The organism is Candidatus Binataceae bacterium, assembly GCA_035500095.1.
Lineage (GTDB): Bacteria > Desulfobacterota > Binatia > Binatales > Binataceae > JAKAVN01.
Map to the genome: position 1 here is coordinate 13,292 of DATJXN010000110.1, position 21,688 is coordinate 34,979.

Sequence of the window (21,688 nt, forward strand, 5' to 3'; positions counted from 1 at the left end):
GCGCGCCAAGCGCGAAGCCCTTAAAACTCCTACGACAGCAGCGCCCGCAGACCCTCGCGATCGAATCCGGCTACGATCTCGCCGTCCGCCACCACCAGCGGGCGCTTGATAAGGTTCGGCTCCCTGGCCATCAGCGCCAAGGCTTCTGCCGCCGTCAACTTCCTGTCCTTTAGCCCCATCGCCTTGAACGCCGGGCTCTTCGGATTGAGGAAATCGCGCGGATCGCGTCCCGCGAACAGAGCCTTCAGCTCGGAGGGGCCGAGCGGCTCTTTCGCGTAATCGCGCTCGTCGAGCTCCACCCGAAGTTCGTCACGCAAGAAACCTCTTGCGTTTCGGCAGGTGGTTCAGGTGGACTTCCAGAGCAGGCGCGCCCGCTTCATTTAGGCTATTCCTCGCTCACTTCGCGTAATTCGGTCTAATACGTGTACATTTTTGCAGGCTCCAGCCACTCGCTCCAGCCGCCGGAACGCTGCGACTCAATTTCGCCCGGGCCGGTATCTATTCGATACTGGTGCCCGGCAACGGCGGGGCAGCGACGCCGCCGCTGATCCCCTTGCCCGAACTGACCGGGCCCGCGCCGCGATCAGCCGGCTGAGCCGCAGCGGCCCCTGTCGTCGACGTCCCCGCGATAGGCGCGCTGCCGACCCCGGCGGTATTGGCCGCGGACACGGTTCGGTCGGCCGGCATCGGCTGGGCCGTCGAATTCGTTGCCGGCGGCGCGAACGAAGCCGTCGTCGCAGGCTGCGTCGAGGTGGTCGGCCCGCTGAAGTGAATCGGCTTCTGCCCCGCGACCATGTCGGGCGTAAGTACGTAGTCGCCGCCAAGCGAGCTGCGCCAGATAGTGTTGGCGGTCTGCGTGTTGCCGCCGGTCAGCAGATAGCTCGCTCCGCCGGTGATTCCGCCCAGGATTCCGAAGACCAGCTTGGCAGGCACGTAGAGAACGTTGCCAGCCACGGTGCCGGCGCCGATTCCGACGCCTTTCCAGTTGACGTCGCCGTTAGACGGCTGCGGCACCTGCGCCTGGCTTGCCTGCTGATTGCCGACTCCGATACTGCTGCCGTTCGAAGTTTGAGCTTTCGCGGGCAGCGCGATCGCTATCGCCGCGACCGTCACCAACAAACATGCAACCTTTCTCATCTCCCTTTTCCTCCTCCTCCCCCACAGACTGAACGAAAAGACTATTCGGTCCTCACCACCACCTCACCGGGCAAAAGGCTCATCAAATGAGCAAAGGCCCGCTCCAGGTAATCGCGGTCCTTGGATTCGAGCGTCAGCTTTACCCGGTAGTCCGGATCTCCAATCCTTGGATAAGAGCCCATCAGAAGATCGGGGTAACGCGCAAGACACTGGTTGAGATACTCGGCAATCACGCCCTCGGTGGCCGAAGTATAGATAGTGCGCAGATGATACGGGTCGGTCGCGAACCCGCCCAGCAGCGCGGTCAGCTTGGCTTCGAAGATTTGCGGGATGCCCGGCAGGATATAAACGTTTTCGAGCTGGATGGTCGGAAAGCGCAGGTCGCCCGCCGCGTTGAGCACAGCGCCCTCGGGCACCGCCGCCATCTTGAGCGCGGCGGGCGTGAGGCGGTCGGCCATGTGCGTGCGGATGAGGCGTTCGAGTTCGGGATGCATCACGAGCTTGCGGCCGAAGGCCGCCGCTACGCCGTCCATCGTGACGTCGTCGTGAGTCGGGCCGACGCCGCCCGAGGTCAGGACGACGTCGAAGCGGCGGGCGCAGTATCCGACCTCTTCGGCGATGAGCGCGACGTCGTCCGGGATGACCGCGATGCGCTGCAGGGCGACGCCTACGGCGCGCAACTGGCGCGCGGCAAAGTACGCGTTGGAGTCCTGGGTCTTGCCCGACAGGACTTCATTCCCCACCACCACAAGGGCGCACGTTCGCTCTCGCATAAGGCCTTGGCCGCCCGCGCCGCCCACCCCCTTCCCGCCGCCATTATCGCGTCCCGACAGGGGCTCGGCAACGGGGGTGCGGGGCGCGCCCCCGCTTCAGGACCCCGTCTGCTCGATATCGGGCGACTGCGCCTTGAGGAACAGTTTCAGCCGTTTTTTAAGCCGCGCCTCGATCTGACGCACGCGCTCGCGGCTGATCCCGAACCGCGCGCCGACCTCCTGCAGGGTCGGCGGATCCTCGGAAAGCAGCCGGCTCCGGAAAATTTCGAGCTCCTTGTCCTTGAGCGTGCTTGCGAACTGGTCGATTTTCTCGTGCGCGAAGCTGCGCCATTCGTCGTGCGCGGCCGCCTCCTCGGGCGTGTCGCCAGTGTCGGGAATAACGTCGAGCAATTCGATCGGTTCGTCCTCGCGCACCGGCTGATTGAGCGAAACTTCGCTGTGCGCCATCCGCTCCTGCATCTCGCGCACCTCGCTCTCCTTGACGCCCAGGCGCTGTGCGAGCAGCAGCGGCTGCGGGGTGAAGCCCTCGGTCTCGAGCCGTTCGGTCTCCTTGCGGAGATTGAAGAAGAGCTTGCGCTGAGCCTGCGTGGTGCCGATCTTGACCAGCCGCCAGTTGTTGATCAGAAAGCGGTAGATGTACGCGCGGACCCACCACACCGCATATGACGGGAAGCGGATGCCGCGGTACGGATCGAAATTGCGCACCGCCTCCATCAGGCCGACGTTGCCTTCCTGGATAAGGTCGAGCAGGTTGCGCGAGGCGTGCGCGAATTCGCTCGCGATTTTGACCACCAGGCGCAAATTGGCGGTGACCAGCCGGTAGGCGTCAGCGGGGTCGTGGAGCTTCGTGTAGCGCTTGGCGATCTCGATTTCTTCTTCGCGGCTGAGCAGCGGAAAGCGCCGTATCTCGGCGAGGTAGCGGCCGAGCGGGTCGTACGCGACCAGCGCGCCGCCTTCGCCGGCCGGGCCTTCCCCAGTTTCATCCGCAGCGTCTTTTCCGGCGCTCGCGCCGGCCTCGTGGCTCGCGTCCGCGCGGGAGAATCCGTGGGGAAGCTCGCCGAACTCGCCGATTTCCTCGGCCATCGGCGCCGCGCCCGGGCCTTCGTCATCAACGATTTCAGCGTCCAGCGGCGCATCGCGTCGCGCCGTTTCCTCCGATGCGTCCGCGCCGCCGCGGCGGCGGCGCGTGGCGCGGGCGGCGGGCCGGACCGGATCTGCGCCGGACCCGATCGCCGGGTCGCCTCCGGGATCGATCTTGGGTTTGCGGGGGCCTGATTTGCGCGCCACCGGATACTCCGCGGGTGGTCTGGATCGGAATTCCGCGCGCGCGCGGCTATCGCGCGCGAGACGGGAGGTGCGTCGTCTGCCGTTCCTCCGGCGCCTGGTCCACCGGCCTTGCGAGACGGTGGTCCGGCGTCCGTCGAACGGGTGTCAGCCGTCCGTTCAGGACTCTTGGGGCCGCTCTATCGAAACCTTGGCCGCGGCAATCTCGCGCAGAGCCGTGACCACTTCCTTGTTGTCAGTCTCCACCAGCGGACGGGCGCCCTTGAGCAGTTGCTTGGCGCGCTTGGCGGCTCCCAGCACGAGTTCGAAGCGGTTGGGAATCTTTTCCAGACAATCTTCGACTGTAATTCTGGCCATCGTGATGATCTTCCGGTGGAAACGCGGTCTTGTCAACGTATCGCGCAAGGAGCGCGGAGCACCGCGCGGCGCCGTCGATGGAGCGTCAGCATAGCGCGGCGTCAGGACGCCGGCGCGGTCCCTACGCTGCCGGACGGCGCAGCACGACCGGATCGACCTTGCGCGCAATAAGTTGTCCGTAGCCCAGTTTGGCCAGGAGCTTGCCGTTTTCGACAATCGGCTTCCCGCGCAATATCGTCGTAACCGGCCATCCTTCGACCTGCCATCCTTCCCACGGACTGTAGTCGCTCACGTGAAAGTCCTCGCGGGCGAGCTTTTTTTTGATCGACGGATCGATCAGCACCACATCGGCGTCGCTGCCCACGGCAATTACCCCTTTGCGCGGATAAAGCCCGAGGATGCGCGCGGCGTTGGCCGAGGTCACGTCAACAAACCGCTCGAGCGTCATCCCGCGCCTCACCACGCCCTCGGTGTAAACGATTCCCATCCGCGCCTCGGCACCCAGGTTGCCGCCGGTCACGTTGTCGATCCGCTTGCCGGAGAGCTTGTGCTGGAGCGAGGTCGGAAATTCGTCGGTCGCGGTGGTCGATACCGCGTCGTTGATCAATCCGTCCCACAACGCCTTGTTGTCATCGCGCCCCTTGAGCGACGGATAAGTGTGATAGCAAAAGCCGCGCGGCGTCTTGTAGTCGTCGGCAGAAAAGCAGGCATAGTGATGCAGCGTCTCGCAATAGACGGGCAGGTTGCGGCCACGGGCCTCGGCCACCGCCTCGACCCCTTCGCGCGCCGAAGTGTGGACGAAATAGACTCCCGCTCCGCTCGCGCGGGCCAGGCGGATTACACGGTCGAAGGCCAGCTCCTCGGAGAGCTTGGTATGGACCAGGTTCATGTTCCAACCTTCGGTCCTGCCCTCGGCGGCGAATCTTTCGTAGTTGAACTGGACCAGGTCGTCGTCCTCGGCGTGCACCACCATGATGCCGTCGTGCCGCGCGACTTTCTCCATCGCAAGCTGCACGCGCCCCATATCGAGGCGGACCCTGACGCGCTTGGGATGCGGCGGCATCACGTCCGTGGTGAAAACCTTGAAGCTCGGAAATCCCTGGCTGATTACGTCGCCGATCTGATCAAATACGCTCAGCGGAAGCGCGCCCAGCAGGCCGACATGGAATGAGTAATCGACATATGATTGCCCCTTCCATCGCGCCGCTCGCGTTTCGATCCCTTTGACGATATCCATCCCGGGTTCGATGAAGCAGAAATCCAGATGAGTGGTAGTGCCTCCGAAGGCCATGCCGCGAGTGTCTTCTTCGGGGCCGAGCGTGCTCACGCCGGCGTCGGGATTGGTGAGATCGTAGATGTCGAGATGGGCGTGAGGTTCGATCCCGCCGGGGACGACGATTTTGCCGATGGCGTCGATCGTGCGTCCGGCCTGAGGTGCGTGCTCGTCGGTTCCGATGAAGGCGATCTTTTCGCCCTGCACGCCGACGCTCCATCTGCCGGCCCCCTGCGAAGTAACCACTTCACCGCCGCGAATCAGTAAGTCCAGCATCGGACGCCTCCATGACAGGGCCGCGGATTTTGACGGGGGTCCGCATTTGACGTACCCGCACCTGTTGAGCGGCCTTACCGCGAGGAACCGGTGACGATCGATTCGGATTACTAGGACATCACGGGCGAAAACTCAATGCGCGCCCTGTACGACGATTACGCAGCGGTCGCCGTCCGGAACCTCGTCGAGCGGCAGTCCGATCTCGTCGGCGAATCGCTTGCCCACGATCAGCAGGCGCCCGGGACTCTGGCGGAACAATTGCTGCCGGCTGCGCCGGGTGAGCACGTCGCTGCGAAAAAGGCTCCCCAGGCGCGCCCGCGCGTCGCGCATCATGTCGACCAGTGCGGCGTCCGGCTGCGTGGCGCTGATCGCGAGCTCGTCATGGGCGATCAGCAGCGCGCGCAGCCGCGATCGATTGTGGCGCGCGATGCGCGCGCCCAGGTCGAGCGCCGCGCGGCCGTCCGGCCCCGTGTCGATCGCCGCGAAAACGCGCTCGAACGGACGGTCGGTGCCCTGGATGAAGGCGCCGACCTTGATTGGCGCCTTCTTCGCCTCGACGAAGACCTCGCGCACGACCCCGCCCAACGTGTCGCTGCCCGACGCCGCGCGATGATATCCCACGAGAATCCACTCCACCTCGGCCGAGCGGGCCGCCGCGATGATGTCGCGCGCGGGCGCGCTCGAGTGCATCGTCTGCGCTTCGACGGTCACGCCGCGCGATCGCGCGTAGGCGATCGCAGAAGTTAGCGCGGGCGGCGATGGCGGCGCTTGCGCCTCGGCCGCGCCGGCGCCTTTGGCGCCCCCGCCTTCGCTTACCAGCGCGAGCACGCGCGGGGGCGGCTCGCTGTCGGGATCAGCGGCCGCAAGCGCAATCGCCATCAGCGGCGCGACCCCTTCCGGATTCGCAACCGCCACCATAACTCCACCCTTGGGCGTGGTCGTCATCTCCTAAGAAACCTCAATCAGAGTGACGGGCCCTCTCCGTCCGGTCAAATGCCGCTCCATGGAACTGCCAACATCGACTGCGCGCGCGTGTGCACGGCCGCGGACGCGCGCTTGAGCGGCCGCATTTGCTGTCTCTGATGATCGGAGTGTGACAGGCTTAAATGAGTGAAGGAGTCACCTTGTTTGCGGAGGAATCCTGTACGACGGCTTGCCGCTGGCGCCGCAGCGCTTTTGCTTTTATTGACGTCGGGAGCTGCGCGCGCGGACGAAAGAGCGCTCGCGCGCGTCGTGCTGATGCCCGATCTCATTCCGAGCGTGATGATACAACTGGTGCCGATGACGATTGAGCTTCCTACGGGCGAGCTTCCCGCCGGCCGAACGGGTGCGCGAGCTTCAAGAATCAAGATCGAGGGCCTGGTTTATTGCGGCGGTGACGGAAAAGGGGGAGCGTGGGCGATCGGCGCCGCTTACCCTGCCGCCGGGGCAGCGGAACCGAATACGGCCAGACCGAATATGCTCGCGACCCCCGATTGTCAGGCTCCGCTGCCTGCGATCGCGCAAAGGCTCGCGCACGCCGCCGACGCGCCGGCGTGGGTTGAAATTATAAAGGCGCGCGTCACCTGGACGCCGTGGATGCTGCGTTTCGCGGTCGCAGACACCGCGGACGCGGGTAATAACGCAGCCGCTGCACCCCAGTTGAGCGGCCTTGGACAATTGAAGAGCTTTTCGACGTCGAACCTTCACATCCTGCCGCCACCCGGCGAACAGAACCGGTTCGACATCGCGATCGGATTTTCGGACTCCTCGATCGTCGCGGCCCTCTTTCCCGCCGGACGCACGAGCAATCCTATGCCGTATCTTAAGGGCGATCCGGTGCTCGCGGCCGAGATGGCCGACGCTCCTGCGCGCGCCAACGCCGTCACCGACGCCCAGTACGGATTTATCAACGCGCTGCTCCGCCTGTACGCGCCGTCCTTCGATATTCCGCTGCAGCTCCAGGGGATCACGCAGCGCGGGATAACGCAGCGATTGACCGCGAGAAATCTCCGCGCCGAGGGCGGCGACAACACGATGACGCTTAACGGGCAGCTCGACTTCGGAAACGTCAGCTACAGCGCCGCCGTCCACTGCGAAGGCGACGACCTGGCGATCCGGCAGGTGACGCTGGTCCCACCACCAATCAGATGCGACAACGCCGATCCGATCGCGCAGCTCCAATGCCAGGGGCAGCAGGCGGCAGGCGGAGCGTTCGGGCCGATGCTCACCAGCATCTACCAGGGCCAGCGCTTTCACTACTCGACCGTCGATCGCCCGCTGCGCTTCACGCTCGGCGACGCGGAGTTTGCGGCGCGATTCGAGGCGCTCCGATCGAGCTCGCGCGGTTCGACTTTCAACGAAGATGGCAACATCATGATCGAACGGATCGATCGCGCTGCGGCTTCGCTCCGCTGACGCGCCGGCGCTCGCGCCGTTGAGGAGAGTCCTTTCCGCCGCGCGCGCCGGCGAGCTTTTGCCCGCGACTCTCCGGATGGGTAGGCTTGTCTCCCATGGACAATACGGCCATCCAGAGCTACGTCGAACGGCTGTGGGATCAATCGATCCTGCCCGAGCTGACCGAATACGTGCGTATCCCGAACAAGTCGCCGGCCTTTGATCCGGAATGGCGCGCGCACGGCTACATGGAACAGGTGGTCGCACGCTTCTCCGACTGGGCGCGCCGTCAGCCGATCAAGGGCCTTGAGTTGGAAGTGATACGGCTCGAGGGCCGCACGCCGCTCCTGTTCATCGATATTCCGGGAGCCTCAGACGACTGCGTGCTGCTCTATGGCCACATGGACAAGCAGCCGGAGATGACCGGATGGAACCCGGGCCTCGGGCCGTGGACACCGGTGCTTGAGGACGACCGCCTGTACGGGCGCGGCGCCGCGGACGACGGTTATTCGATGTTCGCATGCCTGGCCGCGATCGGCGCGCTTGGAGCTCAATCGATTCCGCATGGGCGCTGCGCCATCATGATCGAGGCGTGCGAGGAAAGCGGCAGCTACGACCTACCGGCTTACGTCGATCACCTGAGCAACCGCATCGGCAAACCGAGCCTCGTCATCGCGCTCGACTCCGGCTGCGCCAACTACGAACAGTTGTGGTGCACCACTTCGCTGCGCGGGCTTGCGGGCGGAACGCTCAAGGTCGAAGTGCTCACCGAGGGCGTTCATTCGGGCGATGCCGGCGGCGTCGTCCCCGACAGCTTCCGCATCGTGCGCCGCCTGCTCAGCCGGATCGAAGATGAAGCGACGGGCAACATCCTGCCCGCGGATTTTCACGTTGAGATTCCCGCGGCGCGCCGGCAACAGGCAGCCGCCGCCGGCGCCGCGCTCGGCGAGAGTCTCTACACCAGGTTTCCGTTCGTCCCGGGAACGCGCCCGCTCACAATGGATCCGACGGAACTGATTTTGGATCGCACGTGGCGGCCCGCGCTCTCGATCATCGGCGCCGACGGTCTGCCGGCTCCGGCCGCGGCGGGCAACGTGATGCGGCCGACGACCACGCTCAAGCTGTCGCTGCGGCTGCCGCCGACCAGCGACGGCGCGGCGGCGACGCGCAAGCTGCAAAGCCTGATGGAGCAAGAGCCGCCCCACGGCGCGCGTGTGAGCTTCGAGAGCAACTGGGCGGCGAGCGGATGGAACGCGCCGGCGCTGGCGCCGTGGCTCGAGCAGTCGCTGGAGCAGGCGTCGCAAACCTGTTTCGGCAAGCCGGCCGCATACATGGGCGAGGGCGGCACGATTCCGTTCACCAATATGCTGGGCGAGCGCTTTCCCGACGCCCAGTTCCTGGTCACCGGCGTGCTCGGACCACATACGAACGCTCACGGCCCCAACGAGTTTCTTCACATCCCCACGGGCAAGCGGGTCACCTGCTGCGTGGCCCGGGTGATCGCGGATCATTTTCGCCGCCGCTAGATTCGCCGGCGATCCGCGCATCACCGTCAGGCGTCCGGGCGATCCGGATCCGCAGGGACGATGCGTGATTTACTGGATGCAGCGCGCGCAGCGGGCGATCGACAACCCTGCGCTCGCCGTGGCGATCCGCGCCGGCAACGAACTCGGCAAACCCGTCCTGGTCTTCTTCTGCCTGCTCTCGCGCCATCCGGCCGCCAACCTGCGCCACTACGCCTTCATGCTCGAAGGCCTCGAGGACACGGTCGAGCGGCTTCGGCGGATGCGAATCGGATTCGCGATCCGGGCAAGCGGCGGCGCAAGCCCGCTTCGCGCCTTCGCGCGGCTTTGCGCGGAGGCGCGTCCGGCGCTCGTCGTGACCGACGAGAATCCGCTCGGCCGTTCAAACCGATGGCGCGTCGCAGCCGCGCGCACGGTCGAGGTTCCGCTCCTGAGCGTGGACGCAGACGTAATCGTGCCGAGCGCGCTGCTCGGCAGGGAGCATTACGCGGCGCGAACGATCAGGCCGCGAATTCTCGCCGAGCTCGATCGCTTTCTGCAGCCGGTTCACACGCCGGCGGTGCGGGTTGCATGGCGCACGCCCGCCGGATTGCGCACGCTGGCCGCATCGACACAACTGCTCGACGAGTTGAAGCTTGATCGGTCGGTGGGCGTGGCGAGCGGCTTTCGCGGCGGCAGCGGCGAAGCGATACGGCGCATGCGCCGCTTCATCCGTGACGGCCTTCGCAGCTATACGCAGACCCGCAATTGTCCCGAACTCGACGGCACGAGCGGCCTCTCGCCGTATCTGCACTTCGGCCATCTTGGTCCACATACGCTTGCCCTGGCGGTCCGCGAAGCCGACGCGCCGCATGCGATTCGCGACGCCTTTCTGGAGCAGTTGATCGTGCGCCGCGAACTCGCGATCAATTTCGTGCGCTTCAATCCGAATTACGACCGCCTCGAAGCGGGCGAGCCCTGGGCGCTCGCCACATTGAAGAGGCATGCGCGCGACCGCCGCCCTCATCTATATTCGGCGGCGCAACTCGAACGGGCCGAGACCCACGATCCGCTCTGGAATGCGGCGCAGACGCAGATGGCGGTCTCGGGCTGGATGCACGGATACCTGCGCATGTACTGGGCCAAGAAAATTCTCGAGTGGAGCCCGACGCCGGCAGCCGCCTACGAGGCCGCGGTCCATCTCAACGACAAGTACGAACTCGACGGCCGCGATCCCAACGGTTACGCGGGCATCGCCTGGGCGATCGCCGGCAAACACGACCGCGCATGGGGGCCGGAGCGGCCGATCTATGGCCTGGTGCGCTACATGTCGTATGCGAGCACGTCGCGCAAATTCGACAGCCGCCGCTATATCGCCGGATGGGCACACCGCTGAGGCGATATCGCTGGGGCGCACCGGGACTCGGATTACGGCAAGGTTTGCCGCGCTTGCTGCGAGGCGGTATATCAATCGATGCGATTTGCGTCCGGCAACTTGCCTCGCGCACGCCCGAGACCCCGCTCCATTCCATCGTGAAAGTGAAAGGTATGCCGAAAATCCCCGCAGGAGAGTGACCATGGCCGGAGCTGTTGAGAGATTGACCGAAGGCGCAGCGCCCGCGGCCGACGCGAGCCCGAAAATTTCCGGCGGCAACCTGGTGGCCAAGGCGCTCAAGAACGAAGGCGTCGAAGCCATCTTCACCCTCTGCGGCGGCCATATCATCGACATCTATGACGGCTGCCTGAACGAGGGCATCAAGATCGTCGACGTCCGCCACGAACAGGTCGCCGCCCACGCCGCCGACGGCTACTGGCGCGTCACCGGCAAGACCGGATGCGCGGTGGTCACGGCGGGACCGGGGACGACCGACGCCGTGACCGGCGTCGCCAACGCGTTTCGCGCGGAGAGCGCGATGCTGCTGATCGGCGGTCAAGGCCCGCTCACGCAGCATCGCATGGGCTCGCTGCAGGACCTGCCGCACGTGGACATGATGCAGCCGATCACCAAGTTCGCGGCGACGGTATCTTCCACCGAGCGAATCGCCGATATGGTGAGCATGGCGTTTCGCGAATGCTACAACGGCGCGCCGGGACCGTCGTTCCTGGAAATCCCGCGCGACGTGCTGGACGCGCGCGTCGACGCCACCCGGGCGCGCATCCCGGTCGCCGGCCGCTATCGCGCGTCCACCAAAACCGCCGGCGATCCGCGCGAGGTCGAGCGCCTCGCCGACATCCTGGTGAAATCCGAGCGCCCGTGCGTCCTGCTCGGCACTCAGGTCTGGAGTTGCCGGGCAGGCGCCGCGGCGATCGAGTTCTGCCGGCGGCTTAACATCCCGGCCTACATGAACGGCGCGGCGCGCGGCACGTTCGCGCCCGGCGACCCGCATCACTTCCATCAGACCCGCGGCTACGCCTTCGAGAAGGCCGACGCGATCGTGATCGTCGGCACGCCCTTCGACTTCCGGATGGGTTACGGGCGGAGGCTCCGCGCGGAGGCGACCGTGGTGCAAATCGATCTCGACTACCGCACCGTCGGCAAGAACCGCGACGTCTCGCTGGGCCTCGTCGGCGACGCCGGCGCGATCCTTGCCGCCGTCACCCAGGCCGCGAGCGGCCGCGTTGACAGCGGCGCGCGACGGCGCGACCCGTGGCTGCGCGAACTGCGCGAGCAGGAAAACAAGAGCGCCGAGGCGATGCGCCCGCGGTTGCTCTCCGACGCGAGCCCGATTCATCCGTTGCGCCTCGCGCACGAAATCAACCAGTTCCTGACCGAGAACACGATCTTCATCGGCGACGGCGGCGACGTCGTGACCTTTTCCGCCGGCGCGATCCAGCCCAAGTCGCCGGGCCATTGGATGGATCCCGGCCCGCTCGGCACGCTCGGCGTGGGCACGCCGTTCGCAATGGCGGCCAAGCTCGCGCGGCCCGACAAGGAAGTCGTGTGCCTCTTCGGCGACGGCGCGTTCGGGCTGACGGGCTGGGACTTCGAGACCTGCGTGCGCTACGGCCTGCCGTTCATCGGCGTCGTCGGCAACAACTCACACATGAACCAGATTCGCTACGGGCAGACGGCGAAGTACGGCAAGGCGCGCGGCGAGGTCGCAAATTACCTCGGCGACGTGCATTTCGAGCGGTTCGCCGCGATGTTCGGCGGCTATGGCGAAGAAGTGCACGAAGCGAAGGAAATCGGGCCGGCGCTCAGGCGCGCACGCGAATCCGGCAAATGCGCGCTTATCAATGTGTGGATCGATCCCGAGGTTTACGCGCCGGGAACGATGAACCAGACGATGTACAAGTGATGAGGAAAGAGATGGACAAGGCGCTCTCGGATGTGCGGGTTTTGGACATGACGCACGTGCAGTCGGGCCCGAGCTGCACGCAGATCCTGGCGTGGCTCGGCGCCGACGTGATCAAGGTCGAGATGCCGGGCCGCGGCGATATCACGCGTGGACAGCTTCGCGATCTTCCCGGCGTTGACAGCCTCTATTTCACGATGCTCAACTGCAACAAACGCAGTGTCACGCTGAATATCAAGTCGGCGAAGGGCAAGCGCATCCTGGACGAACTGATTAAACGCGCGGACGTGCTGGTTGAAAATTTCGGCCCCGGCGCGCTCGACCGCGAAGGCTTCACCTGGGAGCGCCTCCAAAAGCTCAACCCGCGCATTATCTTCGCTTCGATCAAGGGTTTCGGCGCCGGCCCGTTCGAAGATTGCAAGGCCTATGAGACGATCGCGCAGGCGATGGGCGGCGCGATGAGCACCACCGGCTTCGAGGACGGCCCGCCGACGAGCACCGGCGCGCAAATCGGCGACTCCGGCACCGGAATGCACATGGTGGCCGCGATCGTGGCCGCACTCTACCAGCGCACACGGACCGGGCGCGGCCAGCGCGTCGAAGTCGCGATGCAGGATGCGGTGCTCAATCTGTGCCGCGTGAAGCTGCGCGACCAGCAGCGGATCAGGCGCGGACCGCTCGCCGAGTATCCCAACCGCAGCTTCGGCGACGAGGTGCCGCGTTCCGGCAACGCGTCAGGCGGCGGCCAACCCGGCGCCGCGCTGCGCTGCGCGCCGGGCGGTGCGAATGACTATTGCTACGTGATTATCCAGCCCCAGGTGTGGCCGGCGCTCGCGCGTATCGCCGGCCGCCCCGAACTCGCGGACGATCCCGCGTATGCGACGCCCGAGGCTCGGATCAAGCATCTCGACGAGGTGTTCGGCGTGATCGAGCAATGGACGATGCGCCACACCAAGCACGAAGTGATGCGGACCCTGATGGAGGCCGACGTTCCGTGCGGGCCGATTCTCTCGATGAAGGATTTGATCGAGGATCCGGCGCTCGCCCAGCGCGGGATGGTCGCCGACGTCGAACATCCGGAGCGCGGCTCGTTCAAGACCGTAGGCTGTCCGCTGATCCTGTCCGAAAGCCCGGTCGCAATTGCCGCCTCGCCGCTTTTGGGCGAGCACACCGCGAGCATTCTGCGCGAGGTCATGGGCTACGACGACGCCGAGCTTGAGCGCCTGCGGGCCGAAGGCGTCGTCTGATCGACTCGGCCGGATCGCGCGGTTCGGGGGCGCGTTAACCCGGCTTTTCCTGCGCGCCGGCGGGCTCGAGCCCAAGGTGATTGCGCGTGAGGCTCGCGAGCGCGCGTGCAGCGGGATCGGCACTCCTTTCGAGATGTTCTACCGCGCCGATTCGATCCTCGAGCGGCCGGTTCTGTCCCATCTTGAACTTGCCTTCGATTCGCTCGATCTCGACCTCGAATCCGACGATGGCCTTGAGCATCGACGCCCTGAAGTCGGCGGGCATCGTGCCGGGCCATGGCTCGCTCAGCCCGGCTTCGTATATGCCGACCAGCCTGTCCACCAGCGCGGAGAGCCGCTCCGTGTCATGGATCGCGCGGGCGATGCCGTAAACGTGCACGGTCGCATAGTTCCAGGTCGGAACCGCGGGCGACGTCGCATACCAGCTCGGCGAAACGTAGGCATGCGGCCCGTCGAACATCGCGAGACAGCGCTGGCGGCCGTCGAACGAGCGCCATTGCGGATTGGCGCGCGCGACGTGGCCAAGCAGGGTTCCGTGCTTGCCGGTTGCGCGGTCGAGGATCATCGGCAGCCGCGTTGCGGTCGGCTCTTCGGCGGCGATCGTCACTAGCGTCCCAAAGCTGTAGGTTTCGATGAACTGGTGGAGCGTCGAGGCGTCGGTAACCTCGAACGTCTTCGGTATGTACATCCGCGCTTCTCCCGGCCGGAGCCTCGGCACCAGTAAACTAGGGAGAGCGACAATCTTCAATCAGCAACCGTTCGGTCAACAAATTCAATGAGGATGGCTGCCGTTTGGGGCCCGCTCCGGCCCGTTACTGTCGCGCGCCGGGTAGCGGCGCGGTAGCACCGCCCAGAAGACACTGCCCTTGCTGTGCTCGCTCGACACCCCGACCGTGCCGCCCTGCGCCTCGACGATCTGCCGCGTCAGAGCGAGGCCGAGGCCGGTGCCCTGATGCCGTTTGCTGGAGGAGGAATCGAGTTGATGAAACTCGGTGAACAGCCTCGGCAAATCTTCGGCGCGGATACCTTCGCCACTGTCCTCGACCTCGAGGCGCAGCCATGCCTCGCCCTCAGGGCGCATCCGGATCGTGATGTGCGCGCCATCGCCGCTGAACTTGATCGCGTTCGAAAGATAGTTGTAGAGGACCTGCCGCAGTTTTCCTGAATCGAGAACGACACCGCCGAGATCCGGCGCGACTTCAGCGTCGACCCGGATGTTCTTTTGCGCAGCTATAGCGCGCAGCACGCTGCGCACTTCCTCGACCAGCAGCGCAGGATCGATCGGCTCCGGCACGAATTCCATCTTGCCCGATTCGACCTTGGCGAGGTCGAGCGCATTGTTGATGACGCTCAGCAGGTGGCGCGCGCTGGAGAGGATATCGGCAAGGCTCTGTTTGTATTCAGCCGAGCCCGGCGCAATGTGTCCAGCGTACAGCAACTGGCTGAAACCGATAATGCCGTTAAGCGGCGTGCGCAATTCGTGCGACATGTTGGCGACGAAGACCGATTTAAGCCTGGACCCCTCAAGGGCCTCGTCGCGCGCACGCGCCAGTTCGAGCTGCACGCGCTTGCGATCCGAAATGTCGCGGATGGCGCTCGAGATCAGCATCCCTGCATCGGTGCGCAGCGGACACAAGCTGATTTCGACCGGGAATTCGCTGCCCTCCTTGCGCCGGCCGAACAACTCGAGCCCGCTGCCCATCGCTCGCGCCCGCGGCTCCTTGACGTAGTTCATGCGCTCGCTTACGTGGCGTCCGCGAAAGCGCTCCGGCATCAGCAACTCCATCGGTTTGCCGACCATCTCCTCCCGCTGATAGCCGAAGAGTCTCTCGGTCTGTCCGTTCACCAGCGCGATGTTTCCTTTCGCATCCACGATCACCATCGCGTCCGGAGCCGATTCCAACAAACCTCGAAAAATGGCCTCGGCCCGCTTGCGCTCGGCGACCTCAGGTTCGAGCTCGCGGTTGGTATCTGCGAGTCTCCTGCCGGTCGCAAATGCAAACACTCTTGGCATCAATGGCACCAGCACGACCAGACAGATTGCCGCGGCAAACGCCGATATCGCATCGGCCGCTTCCGGCCAGAGCAAGGACCGGTCCCACGACAGCCACTGGTCATGCGCGAAGCGAAGGCCCGAAGCTTGCGCGGCCAGCACATATAGAAAAGCACCCGGCATGCTCGCTCCGTATTCAGTACACCGACAGTTTCTGATTGGTACAGTGTACGCGACACCGAAGCGAGCCCGGCCGAGCCGCTTGCGCCTGCAGGAACGTGGACGCGAAAGGTTGGCGCGATTGGCTTGTTGCTGGCGGATAATCTGCAGTCAGGGCAAGCGCTGCGCATCGTGCGCACGCTACGGAAGTTCAAACCAAGAGCGCGCGCAGCAAGTCCCCTCAATGCGCCGGCGGAGTGTTGGCGAGCAGCGCCGCCAGACCTAGAACGCCGACCAAAAGGATACACTCGATGCCCACATTCCGCAGAAGGCTCGCCTGCGCTGATGTCTCAGAAACCGCGGGCATCACCCAGTAGCGGTTGTACGCGCCGATCATCAGTACGAGCATCGCCGCACAGACCTTATCCACCAGGGTCCGTCCGTATGCCGCTTCGATTAGACGGTGCGGGTCGGCGCCGAGCGAATAGTAAGCCGTGTACAGACCGCTCAGTATGAGTATTGTCACCGTCCATCCTGCGACGCCCGAAACCCGCGGCGCAGTCCGCAATACCCACTCCGATCCAAGCTTGCCGCGTACAGCGCCCACCCAGAGCCCGAGGATCGCTCCGATCCAAAGCGCTGCCGCGACTTCATGCGCGAAGTACACGACGACCGCGAGCGCGCCGCGGTCGATCGCGTGGCCAGAAAGGCTCCCAAGCAAGAGCAGACCGCACGCGGCGAGGCCCAGGGCCGCCGTCTTCAGCGGTCCGCGCCCGCGCGTCCACGCGATCGCGGGCAAGCTCAGGCTGAGGGGAAAGCTCCAGAGCCAGACCTTTCCAAAATGCGTCTCGCGAAGCACGTCCGGAACAAAAGGCAGCGCCGCGCGCAGCGACAGGTCCCCCATGTTCGCGGTGCCGATCAGCAGAGCGAGCGGCGAGGACACGACCGCCATGAGCGCGAGCACGCGCCATAGCGGCGTGAGCGCGTTGGCGACTTCTTCAGACTGGGCCTCCGGCGCCAACAGCACGGCAAACGCGGCCGTGCCGAAGATCAGGACCTCCGCCACCAGCAACGGCCACGCGACGAGCGCCCGCTCCCCGATCTGCGTCATCCGCCGCCTCCCGCAACTGTAAAGACGTATGAGCCTTCCGTGTGGTGCGAGTCGATGCAGACGACCGCCCATTTCACCGTGTAATCGCCCGGCTTGAGCGCGGCGAGTTTGACCGACAGGGTCAGTGCGCTCGGATCAACCTGCGGTTGACCGACGGCTTCGGACTTGCCCTCGGCGTCCAGCACGTCGAGCTTGGCGAACAACTTCTCGATCGGCGCGTCGAATTTGATCGTGATCGCGGAGGGCGGCGAAGAGAGGCGCTGGCCGGCCGACGGCGTCTCCTCCTGCGGAAACGAATGCGCCAGCGCCGCCAAAGGGCCGGCCGCGCCTGCGGCCAGCAGCAGGCAGACGCCGATGATCCACAGCGTGAGCGTGTTCATCCCGGGAAGCCTCGATTGATCGTCCAATTGCCGATCCTGGGAAATATCGAATCGTAGAATATGTCGAGAAGACCGATCGCCACGGCGTGAGTGCCCGGCACCGACGCGTGGTTGAGCGCGAGTTGCGTGCCGAAGCTCAGCTCGAAATGGTAGCCCACATAGGCGATTCCGGGCGTTGCCACGATATTGGGAAAAGTCTGCTGCGAGGGACCCGTGATCAACTGCGAGTAGTTGAACTCGGTAAAAAGAAAGAGGTTTCTAAACGGCTGTTCAGCCCGATGTCGCGGACGGAATTGCTCAGGTATGGCAGTGAATATTCGACCACCCCGTCGGCGAACATCAGATGGCTTGTATGACCGCCCAGTGCCGGCAAATAAGCGAAGTCTCCCTGAAGTCCGAACGGTCTCAGATACCTGAGTCCCGTTACATTGGGCAAATCGCCCATCCCCTTCTCCCACAGGAAGAGTGGCCCCAGACTCGTATGACTCTGCTCCTCAACCGCGGGAGTGCCCGTGGGCAGTTGCAAAAGCGGACCGGCCGAGAGCAGAAATTCGTGCGCGGCTGAGACGAAAAACGCCCATTTCGCGAAAAGCTCGAGGTTGTCGAAGCCGCGCTCATCCGGCGTATTCTTCGGCCACTGATAGTGCCAGGCGTTGTCGAGCCCGACGCTGAAGCGCGGCATTTCGTTGTCATCCAGGTAGAGCACCTTCTCCAATGAGTATCCGAGTGTGAAGTCGTGGCGGTCGCTGGCCTTGGTCCATGAAGGTTGGGCGATATCAAACTCATTGGCCGGCGTAGGGTCTTCCGCGATTAGCGGCTCGAGAAAAACATAGTCTCCCACAACGCCGTGCGCGAATGCCGCGGTGGGTATCGCAATAGCCAGAACCAGCAAGAGAACGCATCCGTATTTCATAGCCTTCTCCGGTAAGTGCGTCCGACCGGCTGCAGGGCATCCCAACGACGCGCTCGAGCGTCGCGTCGCCGCTGTGCGACGCCATGCTCGCAAAACCTGAATATCCGATTCGTCCGCTTAGGCGCGGGTTTTTGCCGGCGGCGGATCAGGAGCGTCAGCCGCTCGCACGCGCAGCGCCATCGTCGTCACGGCATCGTGCCCGCGCTCCGGCAAAACTGCGTTACGGCAGGAGAGCCCGGAAAAATCGCCGCCACCGCCGCCGGCGAGTGGCTGAAACTTTGCCCGGGATGGCAGATGTCCAGGGTGAACATCGTCTCGGAACTATGCACCACTATCCCAGGGGTCAGCGGCATCCCGCCGAGCAGGATCGCCAGCGCCACTAGCGCAGCCGCGGCGCGGTCAGGACGCCGCGAGTCCGTTGCCGATCTCAAAACAGCGCCGCGCCCGACTTGAGATCGGACACTTTGATTTCGACCCGCGACGAATCTTCATGATGCGCCAGGCTGACCGGCACGCACGAGGCTTCGCCCCTGGTCATGTGATTGATCGGATAGCGGTTGCCGCAGAGCCTGCAGATCAGCATTCCGTGCGATACTTTGTAGCCCTGGCGGAACTTATAGCACTGGCGGCAGGCGTCGAAGACCGCGCGGACCTTGCCGTCATCGCCCTGCGCGAGAAGAAAGCGCAGCCGCTGACCGGCCTGGTCGCGGTAGCAGAAAAGGTGCGCTTCGCCATCGGCCAGCCGCGCCATCGAGACCGTCAGCATCTCCGCGCCTCGAAGTTCGATACAGCGGGAGTGCAGGATCGGCATCGCGGCCGCGATCGCGACCGCCGCGGCCGCTATTCCGATGACGAGTTTTTTTACACCGATTGTGCGCATCGCCCGGTTTCATCAAGCGTTCATCACGGCGCCAATAAATGCAAGCTACGACCATGACCTCCGCCCGTTTGGGGTCAGCGCCGCCGTTTGCACTATACTGCCGTGACGAAACGCGCCCGCAGCGCGGCTATCCTGCAAGGAGAACTCACTATCAATGCGCCTGGTCACATTCGAAGACGAGCCCCGACACCTTCGCCTCGGCGCCCTCGCCGAAGGTCTCGTAGTCGACCTCAACGCCGCCTGTCGCGCGCTGATGGAGGAGCGCGGTGAGCGCCGCGCCAGCGAGCTTGCGCTCCAGGCCGTGCCGCCCGAGATGGTCGCCTTTCTCGAGGCCGGCGAGCGCGCGATGAACGCCGCCCGGGAGGCGCTCGCGCTGGTCGCGCGGCTTGGCGCCGACGGCGCGCGAGAGCGCGGGCTTGCCCGCCGCGCCGAGTCGGTCCGGTTGCGCGCGCCCGTGCCGCGCCCGACCAAACTCATCCTGGTGGGACTCAATTACCGCGACCACGCCGAAGAGGCCGGCTTCAAGATTCCCGAGGTTCCGACGTTCTTCTCCAAGTATGCCAACTGCGTGATCGGGCCAGGCGACGCGGTAAGGATTCCCAAAGTCTCCCCGATGATCGACTACGAGGGCGAGCTCGCCTTCATTATCGGGCGCGCCGGCCGCGATATCCCGCCCGAGCGCGCGATGGAGTACGTGGCCGGCTACACGATCATGAACGACGTAAGCTGCCGCGATTACCAGATGAAGACCGGGCAGTGGATGATCGGCAAGACCTTCGACACTTTCGCGCCGATGGGGCCGTACCTTGTGACGCGCGACGAGATTCCCGATCCGCACAACCTCGAGATCTCGCTCTACTTAAACGGCCAGCGCATGCAGCACTCGAACACGCGCAACCTGATTTTCAAGACCGAGCATGTCGTCTCGTATCTCTCGCAGGTCTTCACCTTCGAGCCGGGCGACGTGATCTCGACCGGCACGCCGGCCGGCGTCGGCTACACGCGCAAGCCGCCGGTCTTCATGAAGCCGGGCGACCGGGTACGGGTCGAGGTCGAGGGCCTGGGCGCGCTGGAAAACCCGGTCGAGGCGGCTTAGCGGCCGGCCGGGCCGCCGCCGAAACCCGCGCCGCCGAGCAATCTTCAGTTCGATACGGGAGGTCTCCGCATGAACTCGATCGAACAACTCTATCGTACGCGGACCCCTGGCTCGGCCGCTCTCGGAGAGCGCGCGGCACGCGTGATGCCCGGCGGCGACACGCGCAGCGTAACCTTCCATCGTCCGTACCCGCTGGCGATCGTGCGCGGGGCAGGGCCGTTTCTCTGGGACGTCGACGGCAACCGCTACATCGATCTGCTCGGCAATTATACGAGCCTCGTGCACGGCAACGCCTATCCGCCGATCGTCGAGGCGATCGCGCGTGCGGGCGCGAACGGCACGGCGTGGCCGGCGCGCAATGCGGCGCAGGTCGAACTTGCGGAGCTCATCTGCGAGCGCGTCGCTTCGGTCGAGCGGGTGCGATTCTGCAATTCGGGCAGCGAGGCCGGAATGCTCGCCGCGCAGCTTGCCCGCCACGTGACCGGCCGCACGCAGCTGCTGATGGCGCGGCAGGGCTATCACGGATCCTACGACGACCTATCCTCCGAATGGGCCGGCGAGGGCGGGCGCACGATGCTCGCGGAATACGGAGACGCCGCGTCGTTCGAGGCGATGCTCGCGCGGCACGGGGGCGACATCGCTGCGGTCTTCCTCGAGCCCGTACTCGGTTCGAGCGGAATCATCGCGCCACCGCCCGACTTTCTGCCCCGTGTGGCCGGCGCTGCGGCGCGCGCAGGCGCGCTGTTCGTGGCCGACGAAGTGATAACGCTGCGGCTCGGAGTGGGCGGCGTGCAGGCGGCGGCGGGAGTCGCGCCCGACCTCACCATGATGGGCAAGATCGTCGGCGGCGGCTTGCCGGTGGGCGCGCTCGGCGGGCGCGCGGATCTGATGGCGCATTTCGATCCCGCGACGCCGCACGCGATGCATCATTCGGGCACCTTCAACGGCAACCCGCTGACCTGCACCGCCGGGGTGGTTTCGCTGCGCGAGTTGACCGCCGAGCGGATCGCCGCGATGGACCGGATGGCCAGCGGGATTCAGGCGGAACTGGAACGCGCAGCGGCAACGCTGGGTCTCCCGTTCGGCATCCGCCGGTCGGGCTCGCTGATGAACGCCGCCTTCGAAGGCGCGGGGGCGGGTGAGGTGCACGCTCGCGCGGCGCGAATGATGGAGGACTTTCATCTGGCAGCGCTGAACCGGGGACTGTTTTTCGCGCCGCGCGGACTTATCGCGCTCTCGACGGTGATGACCCCCGAAGTCGCCACCGAGCTTTGCGATCGCGCTGCCGCCGCGCTCGGCGACCTGGCCAGGGAAGAATCCCGGATGGCGTAACGACGCAGCCGAAGCAGGCCGGCGCGCCGCGCAATGCGCCGCGGCGCGCGTCCAAGGGGAGAAAATGGCCACGATACGAGTCTCGATCATCAACGAGAGCAAGCTGGTCACTCCTGCCGAAGTTCACACCGTGGCAGCAGCGCTGCAGCGCCAGGTGAGCGAGCACTTCGCGCCCGCCTGGGGCGTCGACGCGACGATAAGCTTCGTTGCACCCGGCACGAAGCCGCTCTCCGGAAGTTGGTGGCTGGTCATCCTCGACGACACCGGCTAGGCGGGCACGCTCGGTTACCACGATTTGACTGA

At 65.2% G+C, this 21,688-nt stretch carries 22 protein-coding genes and 1 pseudogene; 8 read left to right on the plus strand and 15 right to left on the minus strand.

Going from position 1 to position 21,688, the window contains the following annotated elements:
- Positions 1-29: 29 nt before the first annotated feature.
- The 7 genes and pseudogenes from VMI09_10895 to VMI09_10925 form a co-directional block, all read right to left on the minus strand.
- A pseudogene (locus tag VMI09_10895) lies at positions 30-332 on the minus strand (ArsC/Spx/MgsR family protein).
- Between the two features lie 166 nt (positions 333-498).
- On the minus strand, positions 499-1,137 hold the full coding sequence (locus VMI09_10900; GenBank protein HTQ25195.1) for a hypothetical protein: 639 nt from the start codon (positions 1,135-1,137) through the stop codon (positions 499-501).
- 41 nt (positions 1,138-1,178) lie between these two features.
- Entirely contained in the window at positions 1,179-1,910 is a 732-nt protein-coding gene (locus VMI09_10905; protein ID HTQ25196.1) for a competence/damage-inducible protein A, read from the minus strand.
- 96 nt (positions 1,911-2,006) lie between these two features.
- The gene (locus VMI09_10910) at positions 2,007-3,197 is read right to left on the minus strand and encodes an RNA polymerase factor sigma-32 (GenBank protein ID HTQ25197.1); all 1,191 of its coding nucleotides are present in this window, start codon (positions 3,195-3,197) and stop codon (positions 2,007-2,009) included.
- Positions 3,198-3,353: 156 nt separating this feature from the next.
- Positions 3,354-3,551 (minus strand): DNA-directed RNA polymerase subunit omega, encoded by a 198-nt coding sequence (gene rpoZ, locus VMI09_10915; protein HTQ25198.1) that lies wholly within the window; start codon positions 3,549-3,551, stop codon positions 3,354-3,356.
- Between the two features lie 121 nt (positions 3,552-3,672).
- The gene (locus VMI09_10920; GenBank protein ID HTQ25199.1) at positions 3,673-5,100 is read right to left on the minus strand and encodes an amidohydrolase family protein; all 1,428 of its coding nucleotides are present in this window, start codon (positions 5,098-5,100) and stop codon (positions 3,673-3,675) included.
- A gap of 132 nt (positions 5,101-5,232) precedes the next feature.
- The gene (locus VMI09_10925; GenBank protein HTQ25200.1) at positions 5,233-6,045 is read right to left on the minus strand and encodes a hypothetical protein; all 813 of its coding nucleotides are present in this window, start codon (positions 6,043-6,045) and stop codon (positions 5,233-5,235) included.
- A 240-nt stretch (positions 6,046-6,285) separates the two neighbouring features.
- Here VMI09_10925 and VMI09_10930 point away from each other — a divergent pair, with 240 nt between their 5' ends.
- From VMI09_10930 to frc, 5 genes are all read left to right on the plus strand, one after another.
- The gene (locus VMI09_10930; protein ID HTQ25201.1) at positions 6,286-7,497 is read left to right on the plus strand and encodes a hypothetical protein; all 1,212 of its coding nucleotides are present in this window, start codon (positions 6,286-6,288) and stop codon (positions 7,495-7,497) included.
- Positions 7,498-7,592: 95 nt separating this feature from the next.
- Positions 7,593-9,002 (plus strand): M20 family metallopeptidase, encoded by a 1,410-nt coding sequence (locus tag VMI09_10935; GenBank protein HTQ25202.1) that lies wholly within the window; start codon positions 7,593-7,595, stop codon positions 9,000-9,002.
- Positions 9,003-9,066: 64 nt separating this feature from the next.
- Complete coding sequence (locus VMI09_10940; GenBank protein ID HTQ25203.1) at positions 9,067-10,374, plus strand: deoxyribodipyrimidine photo-lyase; 1,308 nt, start codon at positions 9,067-9,069, stop codon at positions 10,372-10,374.
- Positions 10,375-10,555: 181 nt separating this feature from the next.
- Positions 10,556-12,277: a thiamine pyrophosphate-binding protein gene (locus tag VMI09_10945; protein HTQ25204.1), complete on the plus strand. Its 1,722-nt coding sequence runs from the start codon at positions 10,556-10,558 to the stop codon at positions 12,275-12,277.
- Positions 12,277-13,521 carry a formyl-CoA transferase gene (gene frc, locus VMI09_10950; protein HTQ25205.1) on the plus strand — a complete coding sequence of 415 codons (1,245 nt, stop codon included), beginning with the start codon at positions 12,277-12,279 and terminating at the stop codon, positions 13,519-13,521. The genes VMI09_10945 and frc overlap by 1 nt, the downstream gene beginning before the upstream one ends.
- Positions 13,522-13,555: 34 nt before the next feature.
- Here frc and VMI09_10955 read toward each other — a convergent pair whose 3' ends face one another.
- The 8 genes from VMI09_10955 to VMI09_10990 form a co-directional block, all read right to left on the minus strand.
- A complete protein-coding gene (locus VMI09_10955; protein HTQ25206.1) occupies positions 13,556-14,209 on the minus strand; it encodes an FMN-binding negative transcriptional regulator in 654 nt (217 codons plus the stop codon).
- Positions 14,210-14,293: 84 nt separating this feature from the next.
- Positions 14,294-15,697, minus strand: coding sequence for an ATP-binding protein (locus tag VMI09_10960; GenBank protein HTQ25207.1), 1,404 nt, complete (start codon positions 15,695-15,697; stop codon positions 14,294-14,296).
- A 217-nt stretch (positions 15,698-15,914) separates the two neighbouring features.
- A complete protein-coding gene (locus VMI09_10965) occupies positions 15,915-16,784 on the minus strand; it encodes a CopD family protein (protein HTQ25208.1) in 870 nt (289 codons plus the stop codon).
- Complete coding sequence (locus tag VMI09_10970; GenBank protein HTQ25209.1) at positions 16,781-17,164, minus strand: copper resistance CopC family protein; 384 nt, start codon at positions 17,162-17,164, stop codon at positions 16,781-16,783. The genes VMI09_10965 and VMI09_10970 overlap by 4 nt, the downstream gene beginning before the upstream one ends.
- Positions 17,161-17,385 (minus strand): hypothetical protein, encoded by a 225-nt coding sequence (locus VMI09_10975; GenBank protein HTQ25210.1) that lies wholly within the window; start codon positions 17,383-17,385, stop codon positions 17,161-17,163. The genes VMI09_10970 and VMI09_10975 overlap by 4 nt, the downstream gene beginning before the upstream one ends.
- On the minus strand, positions 17,382-18,077 hold the full coding sequence (locus tag VMI09_10980; GenBank protein HTQ25211.1) for a hypothetical protein: 696 nt from the start codon (positions 18,075-18,077) through the stop codon (positions 17,382-17,384). The genes VMI09_10975 and VMI09_10980 overlap by 4 nt, the downstream gene beginning before the upstream one ends.
- 185 nt (positions 18,078-18,262) lie before the next feature.
- Positions 18,263-18,457, minus strand: coding sequence for a hypothetical protein (locus VMI09_10985; protein HTQ25212.1), 195 nt, complete (start codon positions 18,455-18,457; stop codon positions 18,263-18,265).
- Positions 18,458-18,504: 47 nt separating this feature from the next.
- Complete coding sequence (locus VMI09_10990; GenBank protein HTQ25213.1) at positions 18,505-18,957, minus strand: Fe-S-containing protein; 453 nt, start codon at positions 18,955-18,957, stop codon at positions 18,505-18,507.
- Between the two features lie 154 nt (positions 18,958-19,111).
- Between VMI09_10990 and VMI09_10995 the strand changes: the two genes are divergently transcribed.
- The 3 genes from VMI09_10995 (at position 19,112) to VMI09_11005 (ending at position 21,656) form a co-directional block, all read left to right on the plus strand.
- Positions 19,112-20,053, plus strand: a complete 942-nt coding sequence (locus VMI09_10995; GenBank protein ID HTQ25214.1) for a fumarylacetoacetate hydrolase family protein — start codon at positions 19,112-19,114, stop codon at positions 20,051-20,053.
- 69 nt (positions 20,054-20,122) lie between these two features.
- The gene (locus VMI09_11000) at positions 20,123-21,385 is read left to right on the plus strand and encodes an aminotransferase class III-fold pyridoxal phosphate-dependent enzyme (GenBank protein ID HTQ25215.1); all 1,263 of its coding nucleotides are present in this window, start codon (positions 20,123-20,125) and stop codon (positions 21,383-21,385) included.
- Positions 21,386-21,449: 64 nt separating this feature from the next.
- The gene (locus VMI09_11005; GenBank protein ID HTQ25216.1) at positions 21,450-21,656 is read left to right on the plus strand and encodes a hypothetical protein; all 207 of its coding nucleotides are present in this window, start codon (positions 21,450-21,452) and stop codon (positions 21,654-21,656) included.
- Positions 21,657-21,688: the final 32 nt, after the last annotated feature.

What these genes read in the sequence shown, in the direction of transcription:
- VMI09_10960 (HTQ25207.1), bottom strand. Translation starts at nt 15,697, where the DNA reads ATGCCGGGTGCTTTTCTATATGTGCTGGCCGCGCAAGCTTCGGGCCTT.
- rpoZ (HTQ25198.1), bottom strand. Translation starts at nt 3,551, where the DNA reads ATGGCCAGAATTACAGTCGAAGATTGTCTGGAAAAGATTCCCAACCGC.
- VMI09_10990 (HTQ25213.1), bottom strand. Translation starts at nt 18,957, where the DNA reads ATGCGCACAATCGGTGTAAAAAAACTCGTCATCGGAATAGCGGCCGCG.
- VMI09_10955 (HTQ25206.1), bottom strand. Translation starts at nt 14,209, where the DNA reads ATGTACATACCGAAGACGTTCGAGGTTACCGACGCCTCGACGCTCCAC.
- VMI09_10980 (HTQ25211.1), bottom strand. Translation starts at nt 18,077, where the DNA reads ATGAAATACGGATGCGTTCTCTTGCTGGTTCTGGCTATTGCGATACCC.
- VMI09_10935 (HTQ25202.1), top strand. Translation starts at nt 7,593, where the DNA reads ATGGACAATACGGCCATCCAGAGCTACGTCGAACGGCTGTGGGATCAA.
- VMI09_10945 (HTQ25204.1), top strand. Translation starts at nt 10,556, where the DNA reads ATGGCCGGAGCTGTTGAGAGATTGACCGAAGGCGCAGCGCCCGCGGCC.
- VMI09_10900 (HTQ25195.1), bottom strand. Translation starts at nt 1,137, where the DNA reads ATGAGAAAGGTTGCATGTTTGTTGGTGACGGTCGCGGCGATAGCGATC.
- VMI09_10965 (HTQ25208.1), bottom strand. Translation starts at nt 16,784, where the DNA reads ATGACGCAGATCGGGGAGCGGGCGCTCGTCGCGTGGCCGTTGCTGGTG.
- VMI09_10920 (HTQ25199.1), bottom strand. Translation starts at nt 5,100, where the DNA reads ATGCTGGACTTACTGATTCGCGGCGGTGAAGTGGTTACTTCGCAGGGG.
- VMI09_10995 (HTQ25214.1), top strand. Translation starts at nt 19,112, where the DNA reads ATGCGCCTGGTCACATTCGAAGACGAGCCCCGACACCTTCGCCTCGGC.
- VMI09_10970 (HTQ25209.1), bottom strand. Translation starts at nt 17,164, where the DNA reads ATGAACACGCTCACGCTGTGGATCATCGGCGTCTGCCTGCTGCTGGCC.
- VMI09_10905 (HTQ25196.1), bottom strand. Translation starts at nt 1,910, where the DNA reads ATGCGAGAGCGAACGTGCGCCCTTGTGGTGGTGGGGAATGAAGTCCTG.
- frc (HTQ25205.1), top strand. Translation starts at nt 12,277, where the DNA reads ATGAGGAAAGAGATGGACAAGGCGCTCTCGGATGTGCGGGTTTTGGAC.
- VMI09_10925 (HTQ25200.1), bottom strand. Translation starts at nt 6,045, where the DNA reads ATGACGACCACGCCCAAGGGTGGAGTTATGGTGGCGGTTGCGAATCCG.
- VMI09_11005 (HTQ25216.1), top strand. Translation starts at nt 21,450, where the DNA reads ATGGCCACGATACGAGTCTCGATCATCAACGAGAGCAAGCTGGTCACT.
- VMI09_11000 (HTQ25215.1), top strand. Translation starts at nt 20,123, where the DNA reads ATGAACTCGATCGAACAACTCTATCGTACGCGGACCCCTGGCTCGGCC.